General features: G+C 64.2%; 24 protein-coding genes and 1 pseudogene. 6 read left to right on the top strand and 19 right to left on the bottom strand.

Going from position 1 to position 25292, the window contains the following annotated elements; genetic code table 11:
* Positions 1-116 precede the first annotated feature (116 nt).
* Positions 117-2084 carry a methylmalonyl-CoA mutase family protein gene (locus tag KAK09_RS05555; RefSeq protein ID WP_210877925.1) on the top strand — a complete coding sequence of 656 codons (1968 nt, stop codon included), beginning with the start codon at positions 117-119 and terminating at the stop codon, positions 2082-2084.
* Positions 2085-2124: 40 nt separating this feature from the next.
* A pseudogene (locus KAK09_RS18670) lies at positions 2125-2277 on the top strand (N-acetyltransferase); the annotation flags it as partial.
* Between the two features lie 74 nt (positions 2278-2351).
* On the opposite strand, the gene KAK09_RS05550 reads toward KAK09_RS18670, so the two are convergent.
* The 9 genes from KAK09_RS05550 to KAK09_RS05510 all read right to left on the bottom strand — a co-directional run bounded on the left by KAK09_RS05550 (position 2352) and on the right by KAK09_RS05510 (position 11373).
* Entirely contained in the window at positions 2352-2861 is a 510-nt protein-coding gene (locus KAK09_RS05550; RefSeq protein ID WP_210877924.1) for a CarD family transcriptional regulator, read from the bottom strand.
* A gap of 291 nt (positions 2862-3152) precedes the next feature.
* Positions 3153-3491, bottom strand: a complete 339-nt coding sequence (gene fdxA / locus KAK09_RS05545) for a ferredoxin FdxA (protein WP_210877923.1) — start codon at positions 3489-3491, stop codon at positions 3153-3155.
* Positions 3492-3545: 54 nt separating this feature from the next.
* Positions 3546-3941, bottom strand: coding sequence for an RNA-binding S4 domain-containing protein (locus tag KAK09_RS05540; RefSeq protein WP_210877922.1), 396 nt, complete (start codon positions 3939-3941; stop codon positions 3546-3548).
* 159 nt (positions 3942-4100) lie between these two features.
* Complete coding sequence (locus tag KAK09_RS05535; RefSeq protein WP_210877921.1) at positions 4101-6134, bottom strand: ASKHA domain-containing protein; 2034 nt, start codon at positions 6132-6134, stop codon at positions 4101-4103.
* Between the two features lie 99 nt (positions 6135-6233).
* Complete coding sequence (locus KAK09_RS05530) at positions 6234-6929, bottom strand: hypothetical protein (protein WP_210877920.1); 696 nt, start codon at positions 6927-6929, stop codon at positions 6234-6236.
* Between the two features lie 42 nt (positions 6930-6971).
* Positions 6972-8132 (bottom strand): CaiB/BaiF CoA transferase family protein, encoded by a 1161-nt coding sequence (locus KAK09_RS05525; RefSeq protein ID WP_210877919.1) that lies wholly within the window; start codon positions 8130-8132, stop codon positions 6972-6974.
* A gap of 90 nt (positions 8133-8222) precedes the next feature.
* Entirely contained in the window at positions 8223-9488 is a 1266-nt protein-coding gene (locus KAK09_RS05520; protein WP_210877918.1) for an ABC transporter permease, read from the bottom strand.
* Positions 9485-10294, bottom strand: a complete 810-nt coding sequence (locus tag KAK09_RS05515; RefSeq protein ID WP_210877917.1) for a taurine ABC transporter ATP-binding protein — start codon at positions 10292-10294, stop codon at positions 9485-9487. The genes KAK09_RS05520 and KAK09_RS05515 overlap by 4 nt, the downstream gene beginning before the upstream one ends.
* Positions 10295-10380: 86 nt before the next feature.
* Positions 10381-11373: a taurine ABC transporter substrate-binding protein gene (locus KAK09_RS05510; RefSeq protein WP_210877916.1), complete on the bottom strand. Its 993-nt coding sequence runs from the start codon at positions 11371-11373 to the stop codon at positions 10381-10383.
* A gap of 433 nt (positions 11374-11806) precedes the next feature.
* Here KAK09_RS05510 and KAK09_RS05505 point away from each other — a divergent pair, with 433 nt between their 5' ends.
* Positions 11807-13204 (top strand): aminotransferase family protein, encoded by a 1398-nt coding sequence (locus tag KAK09_RS05505; protein WP_210877915.1) that lies wholly within the window; start codon positions 11807-11809, stop codon positions 13202-13204.
* A gap of 45 nt (positions 13205-13249) precedes the next feature.
* Here KAK09_RS05505 and KAK09_RS05500 read toward each other — a convergent pair whose 3' ends face one another.
* From KAK09_RS05500 to KAK09_RS05480, 5 genes are all read right to left on the bottom strand, one after another.
* A complete protein-coding gene (locus KAK09_RS05500; RefSeq protein ID WP_418895515.1) occupies positions 13250-14428 on the bottom strand; it encodes a type III PLP-dependent enzyme in 1179 nt (392 codons plus the stop codon).
* Positions 14429-14618: 190 nt separating this feature from the next.
* A complete protein-coding gene (locus KAK09_RS05495; RefSeq protein WP_210877913.1) occupies positions 14619-15752 on the bottom strand; it encodes an NAD(P)/FAD-dependent oxidoreductase in 1134 nt (377 codons plus the stop codon).
* A 117-nt stretch (positions 15753-15869) separates the two neighbouring features.
* Complete coding sequence (locus tag KAK09_RS05490) at positions 15870-16637, bottom strand: DUF1013 domain-containing protein (protein WP_210877912.1); 768 nt, start codon at positions 16635-16637, stop codon at positions 15870-15872.
* 392 nt (positions 16638-17029) lie between these two features.
* On the bottom strand, positions 17030-18013 hold the full coding sequence (locus KAK09_RS05485) for an NAD(P)H-quinone oxidoreductase (protein ID WP_210877911.1): 984 nt from the start codon (positions 18011-18013) through the stop codon (positions 17030-17032).
* Positions 18014-18026: 13 nt separating this feature from the next.
* Entirely contained in the window at positions 18027-18716 is a 690-nt protein-coding gene (locus tag KAK09_RS05480; protein ID WP_418895514.1) for a COQ9 family protein, read from the bottom strand.
* A gap of 105 nt (positions 18717-18821) precedes the next feature.
* On the opposite strand from KAK09_RS05480, the gene rpsU reads away from it, so the two are divergent.
* Complete coding sequence (gene rpsU / locus KAK09_RS05475) at positions 18822-19028, top strand: 30S ribosomal protein S21 (protein ID WP_005614280.1); 207 nt, start codon at positions 18822-18824, stop codon at positions 19026-19028.
* Between the two features lie 135 nt (positions 19029-19163).
* Here rpsU and KAK09_RS05470 read toward each other — a convergent pair whose 3' ends face one another.
* The 5 genes from KAK09_RS05470 to KAK09_RS05450 all read right to left on the bottom strand — a co-directional run bounded on the left by KAK09_RS05470 (position 19164) and on the right by KAK09_RS05450 (position 23002).
* Positions 19164-19343, bottom strand: a complete 180-nt coding sequence (locus KAK09_RS05470; protein WP_247651081.1) for a hypothetical protein — start codon at positions 19341-19343, stop codon at positions 19164-19166.
* 93 nt (positions 19344-19436) lie between these two features.
* A complete protein-coding gene (locus KAK09_RS05465) occupies positions 19437-20153 on the bottom strand; it encodes a gamma-glutamyl-gamma-aminobutyrate hydrolase family protein (RefSeq protein ID WP_210877908.1) in 717 nt (238 codons plus the stop codon).
* A complete protein-coding gene (locus KAK09_RS05460) occupies positions 20150-21103 on the bottom strand; it encodes an amidoligase family protein (RefSeq protein WP_210877907.1) in 954 nt (317 codons plus the stop codon). Before KAK09_RS05460 ends, KAK09_RS05465 begins: the two co-directional genes overlap by 4 nt.
* Before the next feature lie 2 nt (positions 21104-21105).
* Positions 21106-22284: a dual-specificity RNA methyltransferase RlmN gene (gene rlmN / locus KAK09_RS05455; protein WP_210877906.1), complete on the bottom strand. Its 1179-nt coding sequence runs from the start codon at positions 22282-22284 to the stop codon at positions 21106-21108.
* 151 nt (positions 22285-22435) lie between these two features.
* Positions 22436-23002, bottom strand: coding sequence for a DNA-3-methyladenine glycosylase I (locus tag KAK09_RS05450; RefSeq protein ID WP_210878031.1), 567 nt, complete (start codon positions 23000-23002; stop codon positions 22436-22438).
* A 95-nt stretch (positions 23003-23097) separates the two neighbouring features.
* On the opposite strand from KAK09_RS05450, the gene KAK09_RS05445 reads away from it, so the two are divergent.
* Both KAK09_RS05445 and KAK09_RS05440 read left to right on the top strand, forming a co-directional pair.
* Complete coding sequence (locus KAK09_RS05445; RefSeq protein WP_210877905.1) at positions 23098-23934, top strand: EAL domain-containing protein; 837 nt, start codon at positions 23098-23100, stop codon at positions 23932-23934.
* A 118-nt stretch (positions 23935-24052) separates the two neighbouring features.
* A complete protein-coding gene (locus tag KAK09_RS05440) occupies positions 24053-25228 on the top strand; it encodes an acetyl-CoA C-acetyltransferase (RefSeq protein WP_210877904.1) in 1176 nt (391 codons plus the stop codon).
* Positions 25229-25292 lie beyond the last annotated feature (64 nt).

Below are 25292 nucleotides of genomic sequence, written 5' to 3'. Positions count from 1 at the left end.
CATTGCGCTGCGGCACCCGCCATCGCCGCAACGCAGCGAATTGACAGCGCAACCTTCTTGCCTATACCCTCCGGCAAAACGTAACAAAATTGCGCTCACTGATTCACGAGGCCCCCATGTCGCAGCCGCAGAAAGACAGGCCCTGGTTGATCCGCACCTATGCGGGCCATTCCACCGCCGCGAAATCAAACGCGCTCTACCGCGCCAACCTCGCCAAGGGGCAAACCGGCCTGTCGGTGGCCTTCGACCTGCCGACGCAGACCGGTTATGACAGCGACCATATCCTCAGCAAAGGCGAGGTGGGCAAGGTCGGCGTGCCCGTGTGCCATCTGGGCGACATGCGCACGCTTTTCGCGGATATCCCCCTCGACCAGATGAACACCTCGATGACGATCAACGCCACCGCCCCCTGGCTCTTGGCGCTCTATATCGCCGTGGCCGAGGAACAGGGCGCCGATGTGACCGCCCTGCAAGGCACGGTGCAAAACGACCTCATCAAGGAATATCTCAGCCGCGGCACCTATATCTGCCCGCCGGCGCCCTCGCTCAAGATGATCGGCGACGTGGCGGAATACTGCTACACCCACGTTCCCAAATGGAACCCGATGAACGTCTGTTCCTATCACCTGCAAGAGGCGGGCGCGACACCGGAACAAGAGCTTGCCTTTGCGCTCGCCACCGCCATTGCCGTGCTCGACGAATTGCGCCCCCGCGTGCCCGCTGCCGATTTCCCGGCGCTGGCGTCGCGGATTTCCTTCTTCGTCAACGCGGGCATCCGCTTCGTCACCGAAATGTGCAAGATGCGCGCCTTTGTCGATCTCTGGGATGAAATCCTCGAACAGCGTTACGGCATCGCAGACGCCAAATACCGCCGCTTCCGCTACGGCGTGCAGGTCAATTCCCTTGGCCTGACGGAACAGCAACCGGAAAACAACGTCTACCGCATCCTGATTGAAATGCTGGCCGTCACCCTCTCGAAACGCGCCCGCGCCCGCGCGGTGCAACTGCCCGCCTGGAACGAGGCGTTGGGCCTGCCGCGCCCCTGGGATCAGCAATGGTCGATGCGCATGCAACAGATCCTCGCCTATGAAACCGACCTTCTGGAATTCGATGACCTCTTTGATGGCAATCCGGCGGTGGATGCCAAGGTCGAGGCGCTCAAGGATGGCGCGCGGCACGAACTGGCCAATCTCGATTCCATGGGTGGCGCGGTATCGGCCATCGCCTACATGAAATCCCGACTTGTCGATTCGAACGCCGACCGCCTTGGCCGGATCGAGCGCAACGAGACCATCGTCGTCGGCGTCAACCGCTGGCAGGAAGGAGAGCCGTCGCCGCTGCAAACCGAGGATGGCGGCATCATGACCGTCGATCCGGCGGTCGAGGCCGAACAGATCGCCCGCCTCAATGACTGGCGCGGCGCCCGCGACGAGGCCGCTGTCAAATCCACCCTTGCCGCCCTGCGCGCCGCCGCCGCCGAGGGGCGCAACGTGATGGAACCCTCCATCGCCTGCGCGCGCGCGGGCGTCACCACCGGCGAATGGGCCGCCCAGATGCGCGCGGTCCATGGCGAATATCGCGGGCCGACCGGCGTATCCGCCAGCCCCTCGAACCGGACTGAAGGTCTGGATCACATCCGCGACGCCGTGAATGCGGTCTCGGACCGCCTTGGCCGCCGCCTGAAATTCCTCGTGGGCAAGCCGGGGCTGGATGGCCATTCCAACGGCGCCGAGCAGATCGCCTGCCGCGCCCGCGATTGCGGCATGGACATCCGCTACGAAGGCATCCGCCTGACGCCCGAGCAGATCGTCGCCGCCGCCCTGGAGGATGAGGCGCATGTGGTCGGCCTCTCGATCCTCTCGGGCAGCCACATGCCGCTGGTCGAGGATCTGATGGAACGCATGCGCGCCGCTGGCCTGGGCGATGTGCCGGTGATCGTCGGCGGCATCATCCCCGAGGAAGACGCGCGCCGGATGCGCGAGATGGGCGTGGCGCGGGTCTATACGCCCAAGGATTTCGAGTTGAACACCATCATGATGGACATCGTCGCGCTGGCAGACCCCAAGGCGGTGGCGGCTGAATAAGCCTCTCCATCCGTCCGTTCGTCGCCCCGGACCGCACCGCCTGGGGTGCGCGCTGATCAAGGCGGTCTATGCCCGCGCCGATGCCGATGGCTGCCCCTCGGTCTACTGGCTGACGCAGGAATTCAACCACACCGCGCGGCACCTCTATGACCGGGTGGCGACCCTCACGCCGTCCGTGAAATACGCACGGTAGAGCGCCTGTATCTCACGGAGAAAAACCAAAGGCCGCGCTCTTGCAGAGCACGGCCCTTTCACATTGCAACCGGATCAGGCAGCGCGGGAAACAAGCACCTCGTCCACCTGCTTGGCGGCCTGCACCTCGTCGGCCCCCGAGGCAACAGCCACCTCACGGGTCAACCGCTCAAGCGCGGCCTCGTAAAGCTGACGCTCGGAATAGCTCTGTTCGCGCTGATCGTCGCTGCGGTGCAGATCGCGCACGACCTCCGCGATCGCGATCAGATCGCCCGAGTTGATCTTCTGCTCATACTCCTGCGCGCGGCGCGACCACATCGCCCGCTTGACCCGCGCCTTGCCCTTGAGCGTGCTCATCGCCTTGGAAATCACGTCCGGGCTCGACAGACCGCGCATCCCGATTTCCACCGCCTTGTTGGTGGGCACGCGCAACGTCATCTTGTCCTTCTCGAAGGAGATCACGAACATCTCAAGCGTGAGGCCCGCGACCTCCTGCTCTTCGATCGAGATGATCTGGCCCACGCCATGCGCAGGGTAGACAACGTAATCGTCGGGACGAAACTCGGACTTCTTGGATTTCGACATTCGGTTCTTTCCTCGCATCACACCATCGGACACGGACACGGAAAAATCCACATGCCTCAATCCACCTGGATCAGGGTATATGGGGTTTCCTCATGATTTTTCCACCCCACAGCGTCGAAGGGTGGTCTGGTCCGGCGTATCTCTGACTCAGTGAACAAAGTGTAACACAAAAATGACCCCCGCGAAAGGGGATCACTCACAGCGACATGATTCTCGTTTTCACACCAGTGACTTGCTCGCCTCACAGCAGGCCCGGAGCGGCACAGGCGGGCGAATCGGGCCGTGCCTGGCTCAGCCGCCCTCGCCAGGGGCCTCGGAAAAGTATTTCTCCAGCTTCCCGGTCTCGCCGTCTCGGTCCTCGGCCTCGGGCAGCGGATCCTTCTTGGTCACGATCACCGGCCAGTGTTCGGAATACTTTCGGTTGAACTCCACCCAGGGTTCCATGTCCGGTTCGGTATCGGGACGGATCGCGTCGGCGGGGCATTCCGGCTCGCACACGCCGCAATCGATGCACTCGTCAGGGTGGATCACCAGCATGTTCTCGCCCTCGTAGAAACAATCCACCGGGCAGACCTCGACACAATCGGTGTATTTGCAGGCGATGCAATTGTCGGTGACGACATAGGTCATGGCGATCTCTCAGGTTTCATCCGGGCTGCGCACCAACTAATCCAGAGCGCCGGATCATTCAAGCGCACCCGGATCACGGGGGAAGAGTTTGCGCCGGTCGCGCTTTGTGGGCCGCCCTTTTCCCTCGAACCGTGGCGCGGGCGGAACGCTCTCCTTCGTCTCGGGCGCACTCGGATCCTGATTCACATCGTCATAGAGCGCCTGCGCCTCGGCGGCAGGACCGCGCCGCACGCCCAGGGTCACGATTCGCACCACCCTTACCTGCGTGCCTTGCGTGAATGTCAGGACATCGCCGGGACCGACCGCCTGCGCGGGCTTTGCAACCCGCGCACCGTTCACCCGCACATGCCCCGCCGCCACCTGCCCCGCCGCCAGTGTGCGCGTCCTGAAAAACCGCGCCTGCCAGAGCCATTTGTCGATACGAAGCCTGATCGGGCTGTTTTCGGTCAAGAGAACCTCGTTACTGCGGTCAGATCACCACCAGGCATCCGCGCCCTGAGCCTGATCTTCAACTCACTCATCAACTCGGCCTCGCCAGGCAGGTTATCCGCCCCGCCGCAAGAACCGCGTCCACAAACCGCGTACCCACGGCACATCCCGGACGCAGCCTCAACCCCGCCGCCGACGCCGCCCGCCCGTCTCGCCCCCGGTGTTAAAGCTCACATTCGGCAGGCTGACGATCTTGTTGAGTTCGGGGAACGGGTCTATTTTGTGGGGAATGGCGTTGGCGGCCACAAAATGTTCCTGGAATTTCGGCTCGATCGCGGTCTCGACCTTGGTGATCTCGCCCACCACCCGCTCGATCTCCCGCCGCGCCCCCACATTACAAAGCGCAATCCGCGCCCCCGTCCCCGCCGCATTCCCCGCCGAAGTCACCTTTTCCAGAGGCACATCGGGGATCATGCCCAGCACCATGGCGTGCAGCGGAGAGATATGCGCGCCAAACGCCCCGGCCAGCACCACGCGGTCAACCCGGTCCACGCCGCGCGCATCCATCAGCAGCCTTGCACCCGCGTAAAGTGCTGATTTTGCTAGCTGAATCGCGCGGATATCGCCCTGGGTCACGGTGATGCGCGGACCGCCCCCGGCGCCGCCGTCGTGGATCAGATAGGCATGGGTGCGCCCCTCGGCAATCATGCGCGCGGTGCCCGTGGCCTCTGCCGAACCGATCAGCCCGCTCTCGTCCAGCAGCCCCGCCAGCCGCAACTCCGCCACCGCCTCGATGATGCCTGAACCACAGATGCCGGTGATGCCGCCTGGGCCAACGTCATCCGCGAACCCCTCCTCGTCCGACCACTTGTCGCACCCGATCACACGAAAGCGCGGTTCTTTCGTCACCGGATCAATACGGATCGCCTCGATCGCACCAGGCGCAGCACGCTGTCCGCTGGAAATCTGCGCCCCCTCAAACGCCGGCCCCGTGGGCGAGGAACAGGCCAGCACACGGGTCTTGTCGCCCAACAGGATCTCGGCATTGGTGCCCACATCAACGATAAGCGCCAGATCGTCGGATTTCCCCGGCTCTTCCGAGAGTACGACAGCAGCGCAATCAGCGCCCACATGGCCCGCGATGCAAGGCAGGATATAGACTTGCGCGCGCGGGTTGATCGCGGAAAGGTCAAGCTCCTTCGCGCCCAGTGTCAGGCTCCGAGAGGTGGCGAGCGCAAACGGCGCCTGTCCCAACTCCACCGGGTCGATGCCCAGCAGGAGGTGGTGCATCACCGGATTGCAGACAAAGACCGTCTCGACGATGAGGACGGGATCAATTCCCGCCTCGGCGGCGATCTCTCCCGCCAACGTGTTGATCGCTTCGCGCACGGCTGTGGTCATCTCGCGGTCGCCGCCGGGGTTCATCATCGCATAGCTTACCCGGCTCATCAGGTCTTCGCCAAAGCGGATCTGCGGATTCATGATCCCCGCCGACGCCCTGACCTCGCCGGTCTCCAGATCGGTCAGATGGGCCGCGATAGTGGTGGAGCCGAGGTCTATGGCAAGGCCATAAAGCCCCCCCTCATGCAGCCCCGGCCATATATCGAGCACCTGCGCCGCATCCTCCTCATGGCCGCGATGAAGTGCCACAGTCACCTGGAATTTTGCTTTTCGCAGAACAGGTTGCAACTTTGATAGCAAGGAGAGATCAGCGCGCGCACCCGCCACACCCCATTCGCGCTTCAAAGCCCGCGCAAGGCGCTCGAAATCGCCTGAAGGCTCGTGCATGTCTGGCTCGTCCACCTCGACGAAGTAAAGCCGCGTCGCCGGGTCCATGGCGATGACGCGGGCCGAGGCGGCCTTGCGCACGACCTGCTTGTGAACCTGGGATTCGGGCGGCACGTCGATCACCACATCGCCCATGATCCGCGCCTGACAGCCCAGACGGCGACCCGGCTTCAGCCCGCGTTTCTCGTCATAACGCGCCTCGACCGCGTTCCACTCCGACAGCGCATCGGCCGCAACCGTCACGCCATGCTTGGAAAACTCGCCGTAACCCGGCGTGATCTGGCATTTCGAGCAGATCCCACGCCCGCCACAGACCGAATCCAGATCGACGCCAAGCTGGCGTGCGGCGGTCAGAACCGGGGTGCCGACGGGAAAGCGGCCGCGCTTTCCAGAAGGGGTAAAAACGACAAGGGGATCAGTGGTCATCGGGGCATTGTCCTTGCTGCGCTCAGGCGGAACATAAGCCATAGGCGCGCGCCCGACAGCCCGCAAGCGTCAGAAATCCGTCCATGCGCGGCATGGGGATTAACCCCAAGGCAGTTGCAACCCGAAAAGCCAGATGGCAAGCGGCACCGGCGCGGTGGCAAGCGCGATAGTCAGCACGGTGAGCGGCATGCGAAACATTCCCGAAAGCCCGGCGAAAAGTGCAATGCCGCCTCCGCCACCAATCACCGAGTTGCCGGGAATGTTGATGAGAACGGCAAGGTTCAGATAGCGGTATTGCACCATCCAGCCGCAATATTTCCGGGGTAGAAGCGAGTGCACATAGGCGACGCGCTCCTTGCCCGGCAGCGTCTCGAACCACGCCACCAGCCCTGCTGCGCGCGCCAGACGCATATCCAGCAGAACGCGGCGCAACCACGCCAACGGCACCGTGCAGCCCACCACATAGGCCAGCGTCAACCCGCAGGTGGTAGCCAGCCACACAAGCGGTGCGATATCCGCCCCGCCCGCCGCCAGAAGCGAGAGCCCGATCTCGACCCCCGGCACGAAGGGGATGGCGATCAGCATCGCGTAGATCAGTAGAACCGCCAGCACCAGTCCCGGCATGGCCCAGTCATATTCGTTGCGGATCACCCAACCCTCGGCCCAGACAAAGAGGGTATGGAGCGCGACCGCCAGCACCGCGACAATCGCAAGCCGCACCAACGTGCGCGCCAGCCCCACCCGTAGGGGCGGCGGCGCGGGCAGGGTCGGGCGGGTTGTGCGGCTGTCCTCCATGGCCCGAGTCTAGGCCCCACGCATCGCCGGGCACAATGCGCCTCACGCGTCGTTCACGCCCTTTTGCAGCCAGTCGATAATCGCTTCGCGGTCACCGTCTAGCACGGGCGCGGGTGGACGGCTTGCCGGGTCGTCCATCCCGCTCATCTTGATTGGGTTGCCTGCCGCGACAAAGGCGGGTTGCCCGTCCGGCCCGAGCACATCCACCACCATGTTGCGCGCAAGGATCTGGCGGTCATGCAGCACCTCGGCGAGGTTCTGGATTGGCCCCGTGGGCACGCCTGCGGCCTCAAGTCGCTCGATCCAGTAGGATTTGGGGCGATCAAGGGTGATCGCCTCGATCAGACGCTTGAGCGTGCGCGCGTTCTCGCAACGCGCCGCATTGGTGGCAAAACGCGGGTCGCGGGCGATCGGCAGCCCGAGCAGATCGCAGAGCCGCACAAAAAGCGCATCGTTTCCGGCGGCGATGACGAAAAGCCCGTCAGCGGCGTGAAATGTTTCAAAAGGCGTGATCGAGGGATGCCGTGCACCCGATGGCGAGGGCGGCTTGCCAGTCGCCGTGGTGATCGCGATGGCATGTTCGAGAATCGCCAACTGGCTGTCGAGCATGGCCACATCGACCTTGCGCCCCTGCCCCGTCTTCTTGCGGTCGATAAGCGCCGCAAGCACGCCTTGCACCAGATACATTCCCGCCACGATATCACCGATCGAGGCGCCGACGCGCACCGGCTCGCGGTCTTTCTCGCCGGTGATCGACATGACCCCGCCACGCGCCTGCACCACCATGTCATAGGCCGGACGCTCGGCATCCGGGCCGGTATGGCCAAAGCCGCTGACCGCGCCATAGATCAGGCGCGGATGGCTGGCATGGAGCGCCTCCCAGCCATAGCCCAGTTTCTCCATCACACCGGGGCGATAATTCTCCAGTACGATATCGGCGCGGGCAAGAAGCGCGTCGAAAATGGCTCGGTCGCCTTCGGCCTTGAGATCCAGCGCGATGGATTGCTTGCCATGATTGATCGCGGCGAAATAGGCGCTTTGCCCGTCCTTGAACGGCGGAAAGGCGCGGGTGTCGTCGCCGGTGCCGGGGCGCTCCACCTTGATAATCCGCGCCCCGAGATCGCGCAGCGTCAGCGAGGCAAAGGGCCCGGCAAGGACATGGGTAAGGTCAAGAACGGTCACGCCGTCAAGCGGTGCGGTCATTTCGGTCTCCTTCGATCCTGTCGGAGCGTATCCTTAGCCGCTGCGCATGACAGGTCTCTGACAGGGATCAAAGAGGCACAAGACACGCCATCACACCCGCCCCTTCCACGGAACCAGCCATTTCTCGGCCTTGCGCATCAGGATGTCGATGCCATAACCGATCACGCCGATGAGGATGATCCCCATCAGCACGATATCGGTAAGCTGAAAGCGGCTCGCCACCATGATCATCATGCCCGCGCCCTTTTCGGCGGCGACCAGTTCGGCGGCCACAACCGTGCCCCAGCAGACCCCCATGGCGACCCGCGCGCCGGTGAAGATCTCGGGCAGGCTGTTGGGCACGATCACATGGCGCAGGATCTGCCATTTCGATGCGCCAAGCGAATAGGCCGCGTGGACCTTGGAAATCGCCACACCAGACACCCCCGCCCGCGCCGAAATAGCCATGATCCAGAGCGCGGCGAGGAAAAGCAGGATGATCTTGCCCGATTCCCCGATCCCCGCCCAGATGATCACCAACGGAATCAATGCCAGCGGCGGCACCGGGCGCATGAACTCAACGATCGGATCGAACCAGCCCCGGAACCAGTCCGACAGCCCCATGGCATAGCCGAGGGGAATCCCCACCAGCGCGCCCAGGGCAAAACCCATGATGACACGGTAGAGCGACCAGTAGAGATGTTCCCAGAGGGTGAAGTTCTGATAGCCGGTCTGCGCGAGTTCACCGACGCGCTTGACCACCGCTTCGGGCGGGGGCAGCCATATCGGCTCCATCTGCATCCCCTTCGCGGGGGCAAAATTGAGCGAGCCGCGCGGCGTCAGCGTCACCGTCCCATCAGCCACGCGCACCATCTCGCCGGGGGCGATAGCGCGCCCGTCGATGGCCACGACGCGCGCGCCGTCCTCACGGGTGATCTCGTCGTTCTGGTCCATGCGCAGAAGCTGCGAGCGCCACGCGCCAACGATGAGCGCATCATCCTTGGCAAAACCGTCACCGGGGGCGACCTCGGGCGCGCTCACCTCCTCGCCCAGGCGAAAGACACGCGCAAAGACAGTGGCATCGTCGCGCCGCCCGTCGGGGGCCTCCAGCGTGTAGGTAAAGCTGGTATCGCCCACGAAGGGGCCGGGCGCATGGACAGGCACCCATTTCGAGCCGGTGAAGGCACCCCAGAGCAGGAAAATCGTCAGCACCGACAGTACGCTTGCCCAACGATCCGGGCGCACCGCGCTTTCATCCCCGAAAGTCACCGTCTTGAGAGAAGTGAAATCGCGCACCTGCCGGTATTTGCGCAGTCCGAACCGGACCACGAAGAAGGCTACGACGAAAATGGCGACATAGAGAATGAGAACAATCATGCCTCGACCTCCTCGGCGCGGCCCATGATTTCCTCCTCCATGTCCCAGATCATCGACAGAATCTCCTCGCGCTTCTCGCCGAATTCGGGGTTTTTCTTGACTGCGCGCAGGTCCTGTCCGACGCCGTCATCGGCAAAGGGCAGGCGGTATTCGCGGTGAATGCGGCCCGGACGCGGGGCCATGACGAGCAGGCGCTCGCCGAGCAAAAGCGCCTCCTCCACCGAATGGGTGATGAGAATGATGGTCTTGCCGGTCTCTTTCCAGAGCTTGAGCACCAGTCCCTGCATCTTTTCGCGGGTCAGCGCGTCGAGCGCGCCAAGCGGTTCATCCATAAGGATCACGTCAGGGTCATTGGCAAGGCAGCGGGCCAATGCCACGCGCTGCTGCATCCCGCCCGACAACTCATAGACCGATTTATCCTTGAAGTCGCGCAGCCCCACCACGTCGAGCAGGTGATCGACGGTTTCGCGCCAGTCGCTCTCGCGCTTGCCGGCCATGCGGGGGCCGAAACTTACATTGTCGCGCACACTCATCCATTCAAAGAGCGCGCCCTGCTGGAACACCATGCCGCGCTCGGCATCGGGTCCGGTCACGCGGTGCCCGTTGAGGGTGATCTGCCCCTCTGTCGGCGCAAGAAACCCAGCAATGATATTAAGCAGTGTCGTCTTGCCGCAGCCCGAGGGGCCGAGCACGCTCAGCAATTCTCCGGACTGCAATTCGAGCGAGACGTCCTGCAAAGCCTGCACATGATCGCCATTCGGCAAATCGAACCGCATGGAAATGTTTTCAATGGTGAGTGTCGACATGCCGCCCCCTTGGCTTTGGTGGTTCGCGGTCGCGCCGGGGCCTGCCCGGTCACGCCGGGCAGGCCCTTGCACCCCTTGTCGGGGGATTACATCCCCTGGCTGGCCGCGAGCGGGCCGGTGTTGACCTGATTTTCATAGGTGGCAAGCGCCGAGTCGATGCTTCCCGCTGCGACGAACACCTCGGCCACGCCTTTCATGAAAGTCTGCGCCCCGCCGCCAAGCCATTTTTCCGAAAGCTGTTCTTCGACCGACGGAAAGACAAAGGTCGACATGTCTCGGGCGACGCTTTCCAGGTCCATCCCGGCATCCCTGGCGATCACCGGCAGCATCTCGTCGCGCTTCGAGCCCTCGTTCCACATCGCGTTGGCGTCGGCTGTCACCTTCAGGAACCTGGCCACCAGATCCGGGTTCTCGGCAACAAAGGATGCAGGGCTGGATGTGACATCGAACACCAGAATACCCAGTTCTTCCTTTTCTGCCCCGGTCAGCAGCACATTACCATGCTCCTTCATCCTGTTCAGGCCGCCACCATAGCCACAGGCGAGATCAACCACGCCTTGCGCGATGGCCACTGCCCCTTCGGGCGGCGCCATGTTCACGATATCCATGGTGGTGATATCGACGCCGAAATGGTTCATCTGGTTCAGAAACCCGTAATGCGCGGCGGTGCCGAGAGGCACGGCCACCTTCTTGCCTTCAAGATCCTTGGCGCTGGTCTTGTCTATTTCCAGATCCGCCCGCGCGACACAGTTGTCATTGTCGGAATAGGAAACCGCGACGTCGATCACCTGCAGATCCTGCCCGGCGCTGGTGGCGACCACGAAGGGCGGCACGCCCTGGCTTACCGCGATCTGCACATCGCCGCTCGCCATGGCCGCACTCATCGCGGTGCCGGTGTCAAACGCGCGCCAGTTGACCTTGACGCCCATTTCCTCGTCATAGGTGCCCATTTCCTTGGCATACTGGAACGGCATCGGCCATTCGAGGAAATAGGCCACGGTGATTTCCTGTGCGCTGCTCGCGCCCGCCATAAGCGCAGCCCCGGCCGCGGCAGAGAGGAATTTCGCCCTGAGTGTCATGTTGTCTTTCTCCCGTTGGTCATGTGGTGCGGGATTTTCCCGCTTATCGTGCCGTGCGCGTGCGGCGGCTTGGGCAGATCTAGTTCGGCATCATCCGCTCTTGTCACGGCACCGTGCCGCAAAGTGAACCCGATCGCCGCAAGCCGATCAACACCTTGATCCCCAGTCTGCGGCCATTTCAGCATTTTGGAAAAGAGGTTTTCGATTAGACGCAAGGACAGTGATCCGGTTTCGCACGCGACCAATTGCCTAGAATTTTCAACCTCCTGCGCCGCAACCCTGGCGGCCAAAGGCGTATCTGGGCTTATCGAATGGCCGCTTTTGGCCCTATCGCACTGCCCGGATTTGCGGCGAAGTCAGGATCAGGATAATCCCCCTTATCCCCGGCCACAGCGCATACGCGCGTGCCGGGCCATTCGCGATGGAGCGCCCCATGGACGGAAAACTTCTCGACAATGACATTGCCCGCGTAGTCGAGGCCGACCGCGCCCATGTCTGGCATCACCTCATCCAGCACGCCCCCTGGACGGGTGCCGATCCCAAGGCCGATCCGCGCATCATCATCGAGGGGCGCGGGATGCGTGTCTGGGACCAGAAGGGAAAGGAGCACCTCGACGGTGTGTCCGGCGGGGTCTGGACGGTGAACGTGGGCTATGGCCGCGAGCGGATCGCCAACGCGGTGCGCGACCAGCTGATCCGCCTGCCCTATTTCGCGGGCTCCGCCGGCTCGATCCCCGGCGCGATGTTCTCGGAGCGCCTGATCGAGAAAATGCCGGGCATGAGCCGGGTCTATTTCTGCAATTCCGGCTCCGAGGCCAACGAAAAGGCGTTCAAGATGGTCCGCCAGATCGCGCACAAGCGGTATGGCGGCAGAAAGCACAAGATCCTCTACCGCGACCGCGATTATCACGGCACGACGCTGGCCTGTCTCTCGGCGGGGGGACAGGACGAGCGCAATGCGCAATACGGCCCCTTCGCGCCGGGCTTCGTGCGGGTGCCGCATTGTCTCGAATACCGCGCACAATGGGATCTGGAGGGCGAGGCCTATGGCGTCGCCGCCGCCAACGCGATTGAAGAAGTCATTCTTGCCGAAGGCCCCGACACGGTGGGCGCGCTCTGCCTTGAACCCGTGACCGCAGGCGGTGGCGTGATCGTGCCGCCCGAGGGGTATTGGCCCCGCGTGCAGGAGATTTGCCGAAAATACGACATCCTGCTGCATATCGACGAGGTTGTGTGCGGCATCGGGCGCACCGGCACCTGGTTCGGCTATCAGCATTACGGGGTGGAGCCGGATTTCGTCACCATGGCCAAAGGGGTGGCGAGCGGTTACGCCGCCATCGCCTGCTGTGTGACCAACGAGCGTGTCTTCGAGATGTTCCGCGACGACGCCAGTGACCCGCTGAACTATTTCCGCGATATCTCGACCTTCGGCGGCTGCACGGCAGGGCCGGCCGCTGCGCTGGAAAACATGGCGATCATCGAGGAGGAGGGGCTGCTGGAGAATACGGCCGCCATGGGCGATTACATGCTTGATCAGTTGCGCGCCCTTCAGGACAAGCACATCGCCATTGGCAATGTGCGCGGCAAGGGGCTGTTCCTGGGTGCGGAACTGGTTGCGGACCGCACCACCAGGGAACCGGCCCCGGAAAAGATGGTGCAGGCCGTTGTCGCGGATTGCATGGCGCAGGGCGTCATCATCGGGGCCACCAACCGCTCGATCCCCGGCTTCAACAACACGCTGTGCTATTCGCCCGCGCTCATTGCCACCAAGGACGACATCGACACACTCGTGTCGGCGACGGATGCGGCGCTTGGTCGGGTGTTCGGCTAAACGAATACCGCCCCGGCGCAGCATGCTCCGGGGCGGTTCTTGCTGTCAGATCACCACCACATCGAGCGGCGGAAAACCGTTGAAGCCCACCGAGGAATAGCTCGACGTATAGGCCCCGCAATTTCGGATCATCACCCGATCGCCGGCCCGCAGCCCGAGCGGCAGCGCCACGGGCCGCTTTTCATAAAGCACATCGGCGCTGTCGCAGGACGGACCGGCAAGGATGCAAGGCCCGGTCGCCTCGTGATCCCGGTCGCTCAGGAACTGATAGCGGATCGCCTCGCCCTCGGTCTCGGCCAGCCCGGAAAACCGCCCGATATCGAGATAGACCCAGCGGCAGAGATCATCCTCAGCCTTGCGGCTGACCAGCAGAACCTCGGCGGCGATCATCCCCGCCTCGGCCACCATGCCGCGCCCCGGCTCGGCCATGACGCGCAGAGCGCCAGGAAAGCGCGGCTCGACCATCGCCATGACCTGGGCGGCATAGCTCTCGGGGGCATCGATCGCCTCACCATAGCAGGCCGGAAAGCCGCCGCCGATATTGATGAGCGAGAGCGCGTGCCCGGCGGCGCGCGCCTCGGCCCAGACACCCGATACGCGGTCGAGCGTCTCGCGCCACATCTCCGCGCGGCGGGTCTGTGACCCAACGTGGAACGACAGGCCCACGGGCGCAAGGCCAAGTGCGGCGGCATGATCCATCAGCGCCAACGCGCGCTCGGGCGCACAACCGAACTTGCGGCTCAAGGGCCAGTCCGCCCCGGTCGCCCCCACCAGAAGGCGGATATAGACTTCTGCCCCTGGCGCGTGATCGGCGATCTTCTCAAGCTCCATTTCGCTGTCGGCGGCAAAGAGCGTGATTCCGGCGCGATGTGCGAAGGCGATGTCAGAGGCACGCTTGACGGTGTTGCCAAAGGAAACCGTCTCGGGCGCAGCCCCAAGGCCGAGGCAAAGCTCGATCTCCCCGCGCGAGGCGGCGTCGAAATGGCTGCCCTCGGCGATCAGCACCTCGATCACTTCGCGCGCCGGGTTCGCCTTGACCGCATAGTGGATATCCGCGCGGCCCAGGCCGGATTTCAGCGCGCGATACTGACGCGCCACGGTCTCACGATGGATGACCAGCGTCGGACGATCGAAATCGCGGGCACGGATATAATCTACAAGAGGGGAAGGCGCGAAAACGGCGTCACCGCCCGCGAGCGGGTTTACGTAAGCGTTCATGGTCATCTCCGATCAAGACCCGGGCTTTCACCCGACCAGTTCCAACAGGAGACGTTACCGTCGCTACGTAAACACGGGTGGATGTCCCACCGGCCAGAGGCGCGTGCGTTGGCGTCTATGGGCGCGCAGATAGGGCCATGCGACGACTCGCGCAAGAAATTTCTACAGGCTGAATGAAGATTTTTGACGGTTGCGCTCAGATCGCCCGCGCCCAGTTCGGCAGGCCCTGTCCGAGGATCACCTGCGCCCCGAACCGGCCCAACTCATCCGAGCACTTCGCGCCGCGCCCGCACCCTGCCGTGGCCACGCCGATGCGCGACGAGACCATGGCGATGCGCGCCCGGTCTTCAGGCGTGAAGGTGGTGACGCAGGCGGCGCGGCTCACGCTTCGGATCGCCAGCCCCGGCATCCTCGCGCGCAACCCGGCCTCCAGAAAAGCCGCCACTTCGGCGCTGCCGCCCGAGCGAAACCAGTCGCTTATCTCCTCGCCGGATGAGAGCGGCACATCCACCGGATCACCCCCCATCTTGAGATAAAACCGCCCGTCCGGATAGCGGATCGGCGGCAAGAGATACGGCCCGTCGCCATGCGCGTGCAGGTAGATGAGCGGCGGCAGGGCGGCAAACCGCAATGCCTCGGCCTCGCTCACCTCGAAAAACGCCACCGTGCGCGCCATAACGGTAAGCGGCAGCGCCTCGGGCAGGAGCGTGTTGGTGTACCCCCCCGCCGCAACCAGCACCCGCGCGGCGCGCATCTCGCCGCCCTCATGCCGGATTACCACGCCAGAGCCGCTCTCCTCAAGCGCCAGCACCCGCGCCGCGATTACAACCGCGCCCGCCCGTTCCGCCGCGCGGGTCTGCGCGGACACCAGACGGCGAGGGCTGATATGGCCGGCATTGTGCGGCTCGTGCCAGCCCATCGTGCCGGAGGGAAAGCGGAAATCGGGAAAGCGCGCAACAAGGCCCACATCGTCGAGCCGATCGCAGACCGTGCCGTCGCGCGCCGCAACAGCGCCGATCCGCGCCATTACATCGCTGCCCTCAGGCCCGGCCATGACCACACCACGCTCGGTATAAAAGCCGATACCGCTTTCGGCCTCGATATCGGCATAGCGTGCGATCGAGGTGCGGCTTGCGCGGCTCCAGAACGGATCTGGGTCAAGACTGCGGGTGATGCGCCCCTCGTCGTAATGGCTGGCAAAGACCCCCTGGTGCGCCACTATCGCCACCGGCTCGTCGGGGCCGATCAACACCACCTCATGCCCCGCGCGGGCCAGATGTCGCGCCGCCGCCGAACCGATCAGCCCCCGCCCGATCACCGCAATGGTCATGGCCACCCTCCGCGCCCGTTCCGACACATCAGCCCCGGTCACGGCCCTGCGGTCAAGACAACAAAAGGCCCGGGCGCTTCAGCGCTCCGGGCCCATCTCTCTGGATCTATACACCGCTCAGCGGCGGAATTCGTCCTCGTCCTCGTCATCGGTATCGGTATCGGTATCGGTTTCGGGAAGATTGAAAAAGCTGTCGGCGTCGTATTGCTTTGCCGGCGCCTCGCGCTCACCACCGCCAAGGGTAAAGGTCTCCAGCCCCTCTATCGCGGTGGGGATGCGCGGCTCCGACTCCGCGCTCAGGCTCTGCTCGGTGCTCAGCAGCTTGCGCCGCTCGTCATCGCTCAGCGCCGCGCCCTCGGCGGCCTTCTTGGCGCCGGCCTTTTGCACGGCGGCATCAAGTTCGGACTGCTTGCACAGGCCAAGCGCCACCGGGTCGATGGGCTGCATGTTGGAGATGTTCCAGTGCGTGCGCTCTCGGATCGAGGTGATCGTGGGCTTGGTGGTGCCCACCAGCTTGGCGATCTGGCTGTCGGCCAGTTCGGGGTGGAACTTCACGAGCCACAAGATCGCGTTCGGGCGGTCTTGCCGTTTCGACAGCGGCGTGTAGCGCGGGCCGCGGCGCTTTTCCTCGCCCACGGCGGAGGGGTTGAACTTGAGGTGCAGCTTGTGCGCCGGATCGGCCTCGGCTTTGGCGATCTCGGCCTCGGTCAACTGGTTGTTGGCGATGGGATCGAACCCCTTGACGCCCGCGGCCACGTCGCCATCGGCGATGCCCTGCACCTCCAACTCGTGCATCCCGCAGAAATCGGCGATCTGCTTGAAACTGATCGTCGTGTTGTCCACCAGCCAGACGGCGGTGGCCTTGGCCATGATCGGCTTGGACATGATGCCAATTCTCCTTCGCTCAAATCTTCCCCATGACCCGGAAAGGGCGGTTCCGGCGGTCCAGAACAAGTTTCCATTGTCGGGGAAATCTGCTGTCATATACGCAAGGCGCAATGAAAAGAAAAGCCCCGAGATGCGCCCTGATCGTCGATCCCTGCGCGCAGCGGACAGCGGGCCTGATAGCTGTCAGCCTGGCCATTCCGATCATGCTGTGCCAGTTGACCGCGATCTGATGCCCGCAGTAATGCCGGAGCCACGCGGGACGTGCGGCAAGTTGCGCACACCCCCGGGGCCTGTCACCTGACCAGACGCCCTACACATATGACGCGCGCCGAACCCTGCGTCATCGTTCCGGACATATTCGGAAACCCGGCCGTGCCGCCGGGCGCAGGTTACTGAATCCTGAGAACGATCTTGCCGATATGCGCACTTGTTTCCATCCGCGCATGGGCCGCAGCCGCCTCGGCCAGCGGGAATTCGGAATCGATCACCGGTGCGATCCGCCCCGCCTCCAGAAGCGGCCAGACCTCCGCGCGCAGGTCTTCGGCGATGCGCGCCTTGGCCAGATCGCCTTGCGGGCGCAGCGTGCTGCCGGTGATAGTCAGCCGCCGCATCATCACCTGCGCAAAATTCAGCTCTACTTTCGGCCCTTGCAGGAATGCGATCTGAACCAGCCGCCCGTCATCGGCGAGCGCGCGCACGTTGCGCGGCAGGTAATCGCCGCCCACCATGTCGAGGATCAGATCCGCCCCACCCTCGGCGCGAAGCACCTCGACGAAATCCGACTCGCGATAATTGATCGCGCGTTCTGCCCCCAGATCCTCGCAGACCGCACACTTCTCCGCCGACCCGGCGGTGGCGAAGACCCGCGCGCCAAAGGCATGGGCAAGCTGGATCGCGGTGGTGCCGATGCCCGATGAGCCGCCATGCACAAGAAACCGCTCGCCCCCCTTCAGGCCACCGCGCTGAAACACGTTGGACCAGACCGTGAAGAAGGTCTCGGGCAGGCAGGCGGCCTCCTTGAGATCCATGCCCGCCGGCACAGGCAGGCAATGCGCGGCGGGCGTCGCCACATACTCGGCATAGCCGCCGCCGGGCAGCAATGCGCAGACCACATCGCCCAACCGCCAGCCGCTGACGCCGGCACCAAGCGCCACAATCTCGCCCGCGCCCTCCAGCCCCGGCAGGTCCGAGGCGCCTTTCGGCGGCGCATAACTGCCCGCGCGTTGTAGCGCGTCGGGCCGGTTCACCCCCGCATATGCCAGCCGAATTACCACCTCGCCCGCCCGCGCCACGGGTCGGGGTCGGGTGGTGAGCATAAGCACCTCCGGCCCGCCCGGTTCGATGATCTCGACCGCGTGCATCGTTTCGCTCATTGTCTGACCTTCCTCAGTTCGTCCTGTTCCAACGTCCCGGCATCCCCGTATGCGACGCCCGCTGCGGCGCGCGCACGCGCCCCAGAACCGAGAGTGGCCCAGCCATCAGACCCGCCACAAGCCGGTTTCCGCGCGCCTGCGCCTTCACCTTTTCGATCCGCATCACATCCTCGATTCGCCGGTCCAGAAATTCCCATGTCGCCTGCTGCCCTTCGCTCTCGTCGCCCAGCCAGTAGAGCACTGTCGCGCCGTAAACCCCCGAGAGCGTGGCGCGTTTCGTATACCAGTTGATATCCTGCGAGGTGTCACCCAGCACCGTCCAGATCCGGTCGGCGGTGGACCAGAGCGCGCGCGCGCCGTCGGCGGCGTGTTGCGGCAGGGCGAAAAGCGTCATGCCGCGCCGCACCAGTTCGCGATCCTCGACTGCCTCCAGCCGGGCGCGCACGGCAAACGCCACCCGGTCCCGAAACCGCATCGCGCCCAGATCGGCCTCGGCCAGCCGCGCCAGCATCGCGGCATCTCCCTCCTCGTGATAGGCCAGCGCCAGATCGACGGCACCGCGCGGAAACACCGCCGTGACCAGCGCGGCCGCAACGCGCGCCTCCTCGGCAGCCAACCGCAGCGTGGCCTCGCTCCACCCATCGAAGGGCACATGGGGTTTGGCGGCCTGCAACAGGCGGGATTTCAGATCGGTCTCGGACATGGGCATTTCCTCCGCCCGCGCACCCTAGACAAAACGGGGGCGCTTTGCTATACGGCCACTTCCTGCAAATCTTGCAACTTCAACTTAGGAAGGTGGTGACACCATATGCAGGTTAGTGTTCGCGACAACAATGTCGATCAGGCGCTCCGCGCCCTGAAGAAGAAATTGCAGCGCGAAGGCGTTTTCCGTGAAATGAAGCTCAAGCAACATTTCGAGAAACCGTCCGAGAAAAAAGCGCGCGAGAAGGCCGAAGCGATTCGCCGTGCCCGGAAACTGGCGCGCAAGAAAGCGCAGCGCGAAGGTCTGCTCTGAGGCGCTTGCAGCAACAGATTCGGACACGCAAGTGACGACCCCCGGGCAGATGCTTCGGGGGTTTGTCGTTCTGGGAGGCTCGATCAGGGGGCGCTGGCCCCGCCGGAGTATTCTCGGCAAGATGACGCCGGGGATTCAGGTCAGCCGGCACAAAGCCCCGCCCCGCAGGATCGAGGTAACGAACAGCCCCTCGGCATCGTCGCGGATGGCATAGCCGTAGCCCCGCACCCGGTGACGCCATTCACGATCCGAGATGGCCTTTTTGCGCTCGCTCAGAACGAGGGTGCGGATATCGTCGGTGCTGTCCAGAATCATCGTTTCCATCCTTGTTACAGTCACTTGATGATCATCGGATAGATGGCGGCTGTGGCGACAATCGCGCCGGATTGTGGCAGGCACGCGGAATTGTCAGGGCGCGGCGGCATCGACGCCGGGCAGTTGCGCGGCCTTGGCGCGGCAGGCGCTTGCGGCAGCAACAAGAGCGCGGAAAATCCCCATCTGGCGGCGGGCGTAAAACAGGTGTTCGGGGTGCCATTGCACGCCGAGCGCGAAGGGCTCTTCCACCCGCTCGACCGCCTGCACCATGCCGCCCTGATCGCGCGCGGCCACGCACAGCCCCGCGCCCAGCCGGTCCACAGCCTGGGAATGCAGCGCGTTAACCTTCATCGGCGCGATACCCGCCAGCCGCGCAAGCCGTGTGCCCTGTTCCAGATGCACCACCTTGCGCGGCAAAATCGTGCGCTTGTGGTCGCTCGCCTCATAGGTCGCATAGGCGTCTTGATGGAGCGTGCCGCCCAGCGCCACGTTGAGCATCTGACTGCCGCGGCAGATGCCCAGAACGGGCCGGCCCTGCGCAAACGCATCCAGCACGACGCCGCGTTCCAGCGCGTCGCGCGCGGGATCGAGCCGCGCCGAAGTGACGATCCGACCGCCATAAAGATCGGGCGAGATATCGTCGCCGCCGCCGATGATGACGCCATCGACCGCGCCCATGTCGGCCGTGCGCCCCGCCTGCCAGCGCCGCGCCCGCCCGCCCGCGAGCCAGACATTGAGCGCGATCAGCGGAAACATGCGCCAGCCCGACCGCGCCGAGACGGTGACGCCAATCTCCGGGCGGATGCTCATGCCCGGCCTATCCCTGCCGTTTGCAGGATCCGGCCCGCGCGCGCGGCCCAGCTTTGCCGCGAGAGGGTCAGCAACCCATGATCGTCTTCCCAGGCATCCGAGAGGCGGCGCAGGAGGGCGCTGTCGCCTGCCACCTGCTCGACCAGCACCCAGCGCTGCCATTCGGCGGCCAGCGACCAATCGCCCTCGTCGATGCGGCAATCGGGCAGGCGAAAATGGAAGGTGGGGCGCGCCGAGGTCTTGTCCTTGATGGCCCGCGCGATGCGATCCGGGTCGAAATGGGCGAAAAGCGGCAGCATGTCGAGGCCGCGATTGCGGCTCGGCGTATGCGCCAGATAGAGGTCGGTCACATGCGCGCGCGTCGCCCCCGGCCCCGCCTTGATCAGCGCGCGCACGAACTCGGTCGGGTAAGGATCGGTGAAGGGCAGAAGGCGGCGCGCCTCGTCGATGGGATGGGCGCTGCGCAGCCAGTCCTCGATCAGCGCATAGGCCAGAAGCGGGCGCACCGTGTCGGCATCGGCTTCGCTCGCCACCTCGACGTTGAAATGCACCCCAAAGCCAAAGAGAAAGCCCGCGCCGCTCCCGAGCGCCCCCGCCGCGCGCAACGCCTCGCGCAGCGCGTCCAGCTGCACCAGCCCGCCCATGTCGAGCGGCCCCGTCACGATCTCCACCGGCACGACCTCGCGCCCCAGATCGAGTGCCAGATCGCGCAGTTTCGTGCGCGTGGCGCTGCGCAGGAAGACGTCGAGATAAACCGCGATATCGCCGATCACGCTTTGCCTGACCGCCCAGACATGGCTGTCCTGCTGCACCGCATCGCCGCCCAGCACCTCGGCACAGAGCCGCGCCACCTCAGCCTCGGGCAGCCCGCCAAGTTCGATCTCCACCCCCAGGCGGCGCGCCTTGCCGTCGGCGTTCAGAGGTTGCGGCAGTGCTTTGAGACCGGGCACGCTCAACGCCCCGTCTCGGCCTCGATCTGTGCGCGGCTCTTGCGGGCGCGTTCGGTCGCCGATTTCAACTGTCCACAGGCGGCCATGATATCCTCGCCGCGCGGCGTGCGGATGGGGCTGGCGTATCCCGCCTTGTAGATGATGTCGGCAAACCGCTCGATCCGCACCCAGTCGGAGCGTTCATAGGGGCTGCCGGGCCATTCGTTGAACGGGATCAGGTTGATCTTGGCCGGGATACCCGCGATCAGCCGCACCAGCCGCCGCGCATCCTCGTCGCTGTCATTCACGTCCTTGAGCATCACGTACTCAAACGTGATCCGCTCGGAATTCGACAGGCGCGGATAGTCGCGCAGCGCCCCCAGCAGTGTTTCGATGTTCCAGCGCTTGTTGATCGGCACCAGCCGGTCGCGCACCGCATCGGTGGTGGCGTGAAACGACACCGCCAAAAGACAGCCGATCTCCTCCGCCGCCCGCGCGATCTCGGGCACGACACCCGAGGTCGAGAGCGTGATGCGGCGGCGCGAGAGGGAAATCCCCTCGCCATCCATGGCGATCTTCATCGCGTCACGCACGTTGTCGAAATTGTAGAGCGGCTCACCCATGCCCATCAGCACGATATTGCTGATCAGGCGCGGACGTTCGCCCGCCCCCTCGCCGGGCTTCGGCCATTCATCCAGATCGTCACGCGCGAGCATCACCTGCCCGATGATCTCTCCTGCCGTCAGGTTGCGCACGAGCTTCTGCGTGCCCGTGTGGCAGAACGAACAGGTCAGCGTGCAGCCCACCTGAGAGGAAATGCACAGCGTGCCGCGATCGGTTTCGGGGATATACACCACCTCGACCTCATGGCCGCCCGCGATCCGCACGAGGAATTTGCGCGTGCCATCCGCACTGACCTGCTTGTTCACCACCTCGGGAATGTCGATGGTGAACCGCTCTGCCAGATCGGCGCGATAGCCCTTGGCGAGATTGGTCATCGCGTTGAAATCGCGCACGCCCCATTGATAGAGCCACTGCCAGATCTGGCCCGTGCGCATCTTGGCCTGTTTCTCGGGCGTGCCCGCCGCAATCAGCGCCGCGCTCAGCCCCTCGCGCGTGAGCCCCACAAGGTTCACCTTTCCCTCCGGCAGCTTGCGGGGGATGGTCAGCACGTCCTGGGTGATCGGGGCTGTGGGGGTCATGGGCGCGGTCCTGTCGGTCATATCCCGCCTCATATAGTTCATGCCGCGCGAATGCGAAACAGGCGGCGGGGAAAGGGGGCCAGCGCCCACACACCCCCTCTGACCCGCACCGCCGGAATACCAACAAAACACCGATGGGGTACAGGACCCCTTATCCCATCCTTGCCACCCGCTCGTGGCAGGGGCAGGTCACGAGGTGGTCGTTGACCATGCCCACTGCCTGCATGAAGGCATAGGTGATCGTGGGGCCGCAGAATTTGAACCCCCTTTTCTTCAAATCCTTCGAAAGTTTGCGGGAAATTTCGGTATCGGCGGGCACCTGTGCCAGGGTCTCGAATCGGGTCTGAACCGGCCTGCCGTCCACGTAATTCCACAGGTAGGTCGCAAAGCCCTGTTCGGCCTCGATGGCCTGCCAGACACGGGCATTCGTGATCGTTGCCTCGATCTTTCCACGATGACGGATGATGCCCGCATCCCCCAAGAGCCGCGCCACATCCACCGCGCCCCATTCCGCGATCACATGCGGGTCAAATCCCTGAAAAGACGCACGAAAATTTTCCCGCTTCTTGAGGATCGTCAGCCAGCTCAGCCCCGCCTGAAACCCGTCGAGCACCAGCTTTTCCCACAGCACCCGACTGTCGCGCTCGGGCACGCCCCATTCCTCGTCGTGATAGGCCAGATAGAGCGGATCGGACCCCGCCCAGCCACAGCGTTCCATCATCCGCTCCCATCAATCGTTCAAATGCGCGCTTTAAGCTATCCTTAAGGCAAAGCGCACATCGTTCAAGCGCATCAGCGGGATCGGAGGGCGGCATGGCGCGCAAGGACAAATGGGCGGATATTCCGACAGGTCAGGACAGCCCGCTCAACTATGCCATCTCCGCGCGCGACCGCTCGGTGATCGACATGGTAGAGGCCGCAGTACGTCACAAGCAGGTGATGCTCGCGTTTCAGCCGATCGTGACCGCCGGGCAGCCGGACAAGCCCGCCTTTTACGAGGGACTGATTCGCGTTGTCGATGCCACCGGGCGCGTGATCCCGGCGCGCGAATTTATCAACCAGATCGAAACGCGTGAGACCGGGCGCATCATCGACTGCATCGCGCTGGAAAAGGGGCTGGCAACTCTGGCAGAGTTTCCCGACCTGAGGCTTTCGATCAACATGTCGGCGCGCTCAATCGGCTATACACCCTGGATGCGCACACTGAAAAAGGGGCTTGGGGCCGATCCTACGATTGGCGAACGGCTGATTCTCGAAATAACGGAAAGCTCTGCGATGATTGTCCCCGAGCTTGTGGTGGGCTTCATGAGGGATCTGCAAAGCGAGAGAATCGGCTTTGCCCTTGACGATTTCGGCGCTGGTTACACTTCTTTTCGGTTTCTCAAGGATTTTCTCTTCGACATTATCAAGATCGACGGGCAGTTCATCCAGGGAATCGCAACCAATGCGGACAATCAGGTTCTGGCCGCCGCGCTGCTGAGCATCGGGAGGCAGTTCGACATGGTTACAGTGGCCGAAACCGTCGAACGGGCCGAGGATGCGGCCTATCTCACCGCGCTCGGGATCGACTGTCTGCAAGGCTATTACTTCGGGGCCCCGACCGTGCGCCCACCCTGGCTCGATACCGGGCTGGCGCGCGCCACCGCCTGACGCGCGCCTCAGGCGTTGCCGCGACGCAGCGCTTGCGATATGACGCTTGGGAAGGCCGCTCGCACCCCGCGACGGGAGGTGGGGCAGACGGCCATGCAACCCGTGGTGGAGGACCCCAATGACCAATGTAGTAATCGCATCCGCAGCCCGCACCGCTGTCGGCTCTTTTGGCGGGGCCTTTGCCAACACGCCAGCGCATGACCTTGGCGCTGCCGCGCTTCGGGCCGTGGTCGAACGCGCGGGCATCGACCCGGCGGAGGTTTCGGAGACCATCCTGGGTCAGGTGCTGACCGCCGCGCAGGGGCAAAACCCGGCGCGTCAGGCCCATATCAACGCTGGTCTGCCGATCGAATCCGCCGCCTGGGGCATCAACCAGGTCTGCGGGTCTGGCCTGCGCGCCGTGGCGCTCGGGGCGCAGCACATCCAGCTTGGCGATGCCGCCATCGTCTGCGCGGGCGGGCAGGAAAACATGACGCTCAGCCCCCATGCCGCCCACCTGCGCGCGGGTCACAAGATGGGTGACATGAAATATATCGACACCATGATCCGCGATGGTCTCTGGGACGCGTTCAACGGCTATCACATGGGCCAGACCGCCGAGAATGTCGCCAATCAGTGGCAGATCACCCGCGACCAGCAGGACGAATTCGCCGTCGCCTCGCAGAACAAGGCCGAGGCGGCGCAGAAGGCCGGTCGCTTTGACGAGGAGGTGATCGCCTTTACCGTCAAGAACCGCAAGGGCGACATCATCGTCGACAAGGACGAGTATATCCGCCACGGCGCGACCATGGAGGCGATGCAGAAGCTGCGCCCGGCCTTCGCCACCGACGGCTCCGTGACCGCAGCCAACGCGAGCGGTCTCAACGATGGCGCGGCGGCAACCTTGTTGATGTCCGCCGATGAGGCAGAGCGCCGCGGCATCGAGCCGCTCGCGCGCATCGCTTCCTATGCCACCGCCGGGCTTGATCCGTCGATCATGGGCGTGGGACCGATCCATGCCAGCCGCAAGGCATTGCAAAAAGCGGGCTGGAGCGTCGAAGACCTCGATCTTGTCGAGGCCAATGAGGCCTTCGCCGCGCAGGCCTGCGCCGTCAACAAGGAAATGGGATGGGATCCGGCGATCGTGAACGTGAACGGCGGCGCTATCGCCATCGGCCACCCCATCGGCGCGTCGGGCTGTCGCGTGCTCAACACGCTGCTTTTCGAGATGAAGCGCCGCGATGCCAAGAAGGGGATTGCAACGCTTTGCATCGGCGGCGGCATGGGCGTTGCCCTCTGCGTCGAACGCCCCTGAGATACGGTGTGCCCGCGGACAGGATTACAAAGGGCGCCACGCACGGGCGCCCTTTTTTACGCCC

Origin of the sequence: Roseovarius autotrophicus, assembly GCF_018069895.1 — a bacterium.
Lineage (GTDB): Bacteria > Pseudomonadota > Alphaproteobacteria > Rhodobacterales > Rhodobacteraceae > Roseovarius > Roseovarius autotrophicus.
This window is presented reverse-complemented; position numbering and strand designations above follow the sequence as displayed.

Coding starts and splice junctions, on each gene's coding strand:
- KAK09_RS05500 (WP_418895515.1), bottom strand. CDS start 14,428: ATGACCATGAACGCTTACGTAAACCCGCTCGCGGGCGGTGACGCCGTT.
- KAK09_RS05490 (WP_210877912.1), bottom strand. CDS start 16,637: ATGTCCAAGCCGATCATGGCCAAGGCCACCGCCGTCTGGCTGGTGGAC.
- KAK09_RS05510 (WP_210877916.1), bottom strand. CDS start 11,373: ATGACACTCAGGGCGAAATTCCTCTCTGCCGCGGCCGGGGCTGCGCTT.
- KAK09_RS05440 (WP_210877904.1), top strand. CDS start 24,053: ATGACCAATGTAGTAATCGCATCCGCAGCCCGCACCGCTGTCGGCTCT.
- KAK09_RS05515 (WP_210877917.1), bottom strand. CDS start 10,294: ATGTCGACACTCACCATTGAAAACATTTCCATGCGGTTCGATTTGCCG.
- KAK09_RS05520 (WP_210877918.1), bottom strand. CDS start 9,488: ATGATTGTTCTCATTCTCTATGTCGCCATTTTCGTCGTAGCCTTCTTC.
- KAK09_RS05480 (WP_418895514.1), bottom strand. CDS start 18,716: ATGTCCGAGACCGATCTGAAATCCCGCCTGTTGCAGGCCGCCAAACCC.
- fdxA (WP_210877923.1), bottom strand. CDS start 3,491: ATGACCTATGTCGTCACCGACAATTGCATCGCCTGCAAATACACCGAT.
- KAK09_RS05505 (WP_210877915.1), top strand. CDS start 11,807: ATGGACGGAAAACTTCTCGACAATGACATTGCCCGCGTAGTCGAGGCC.
- rpsU (WP_005614280.1), top strand. CDS start 18,822: ATGCAGGTTAGTGTTCGCGACAACAATGTCGATCAGGCGCTCCGCGCC.
- KAK09_RS05525 (WP_210877919.1), bottom strand. CDS start 8,132: ATGACCGCACCGCTTGACGGCGTGACCGTTCTTGACCTTACCCATGTC.
- KAK09_RS05485 (WP_210877911.1), bottom strand. CDS start 18,013: ATGAGCGAAACGATGCACGCGGTCGAGATCATCGAACCGGGCGGGCCG.
- KAK09_RS05450 (WP_210878031.1), bottom strand. CDS start 23,002: ATGGAACGCTGTGGCTGGGCGGGGTCCGATCCGCTCTATCTGGCCTAT.
- rlmN (WP_210877906.1), bottom strand. CDS start 22,284: ATGACCCCCACAGCCCCGATCACCCAGGACGTGCTGACCATCCCCCGC.
- KAK09_RS05555 (WP_210877925.1), top strand. CDS start 117: ATGTCGCAGCCGCAGAAAGACAGGCCCTGGTTGATCCGCACCTATGCG.
- KAK09_RS05530 (WP_210877920.1), bottom strand. CDS start 6,929: ATGGAGGACAGCCGCACAACCCGCCCGACCCTGCCCGCGCCGCCGCCC.
- KAK09_RS05465 (WP_210877908.1), bottom strand. CDS start 20,153: ATGAGCATCCGCCCGGAGATTGGCGTCACCGTCTCGGCGCGGTCGGGC.
- KAK09_RS05535 (WP_210877921.1), bottom strand. CDS start 6,134: ATGACCACTGATCCCCTTGTCGTTTTTACCCCTTCTGGAAAGCGCGGC.
- KAK09_RS05470 (WP_247651081.1), bottom strand. CDS start 19,343: ATGATTCTGGACAGCACCGACGATATCCGCACCCTCGTTCTGAGCGAG.
- KAK09_RS05550 (WP_210877924.1), bottom strand. CDS start 2,861: ATGTCGAAATCCAAGAAGTCCGAGTTTCGTCCCGACGATTACGTTGTC.
- KAK09_RS05495 (WP_210877913.1), bottom strand. CDS start 15,752: ATGACCATTGCGGTGATCGGGCGGGGGCTGATCGGTTCGGCGGCGGCG.
- KAK09_RS05445 (WP_210877905.1), top strand. CDS start 23,098: ATGGCGCGCAAGGACAAATGGGCGGATATTCCGACAGGTCAGGACAGC.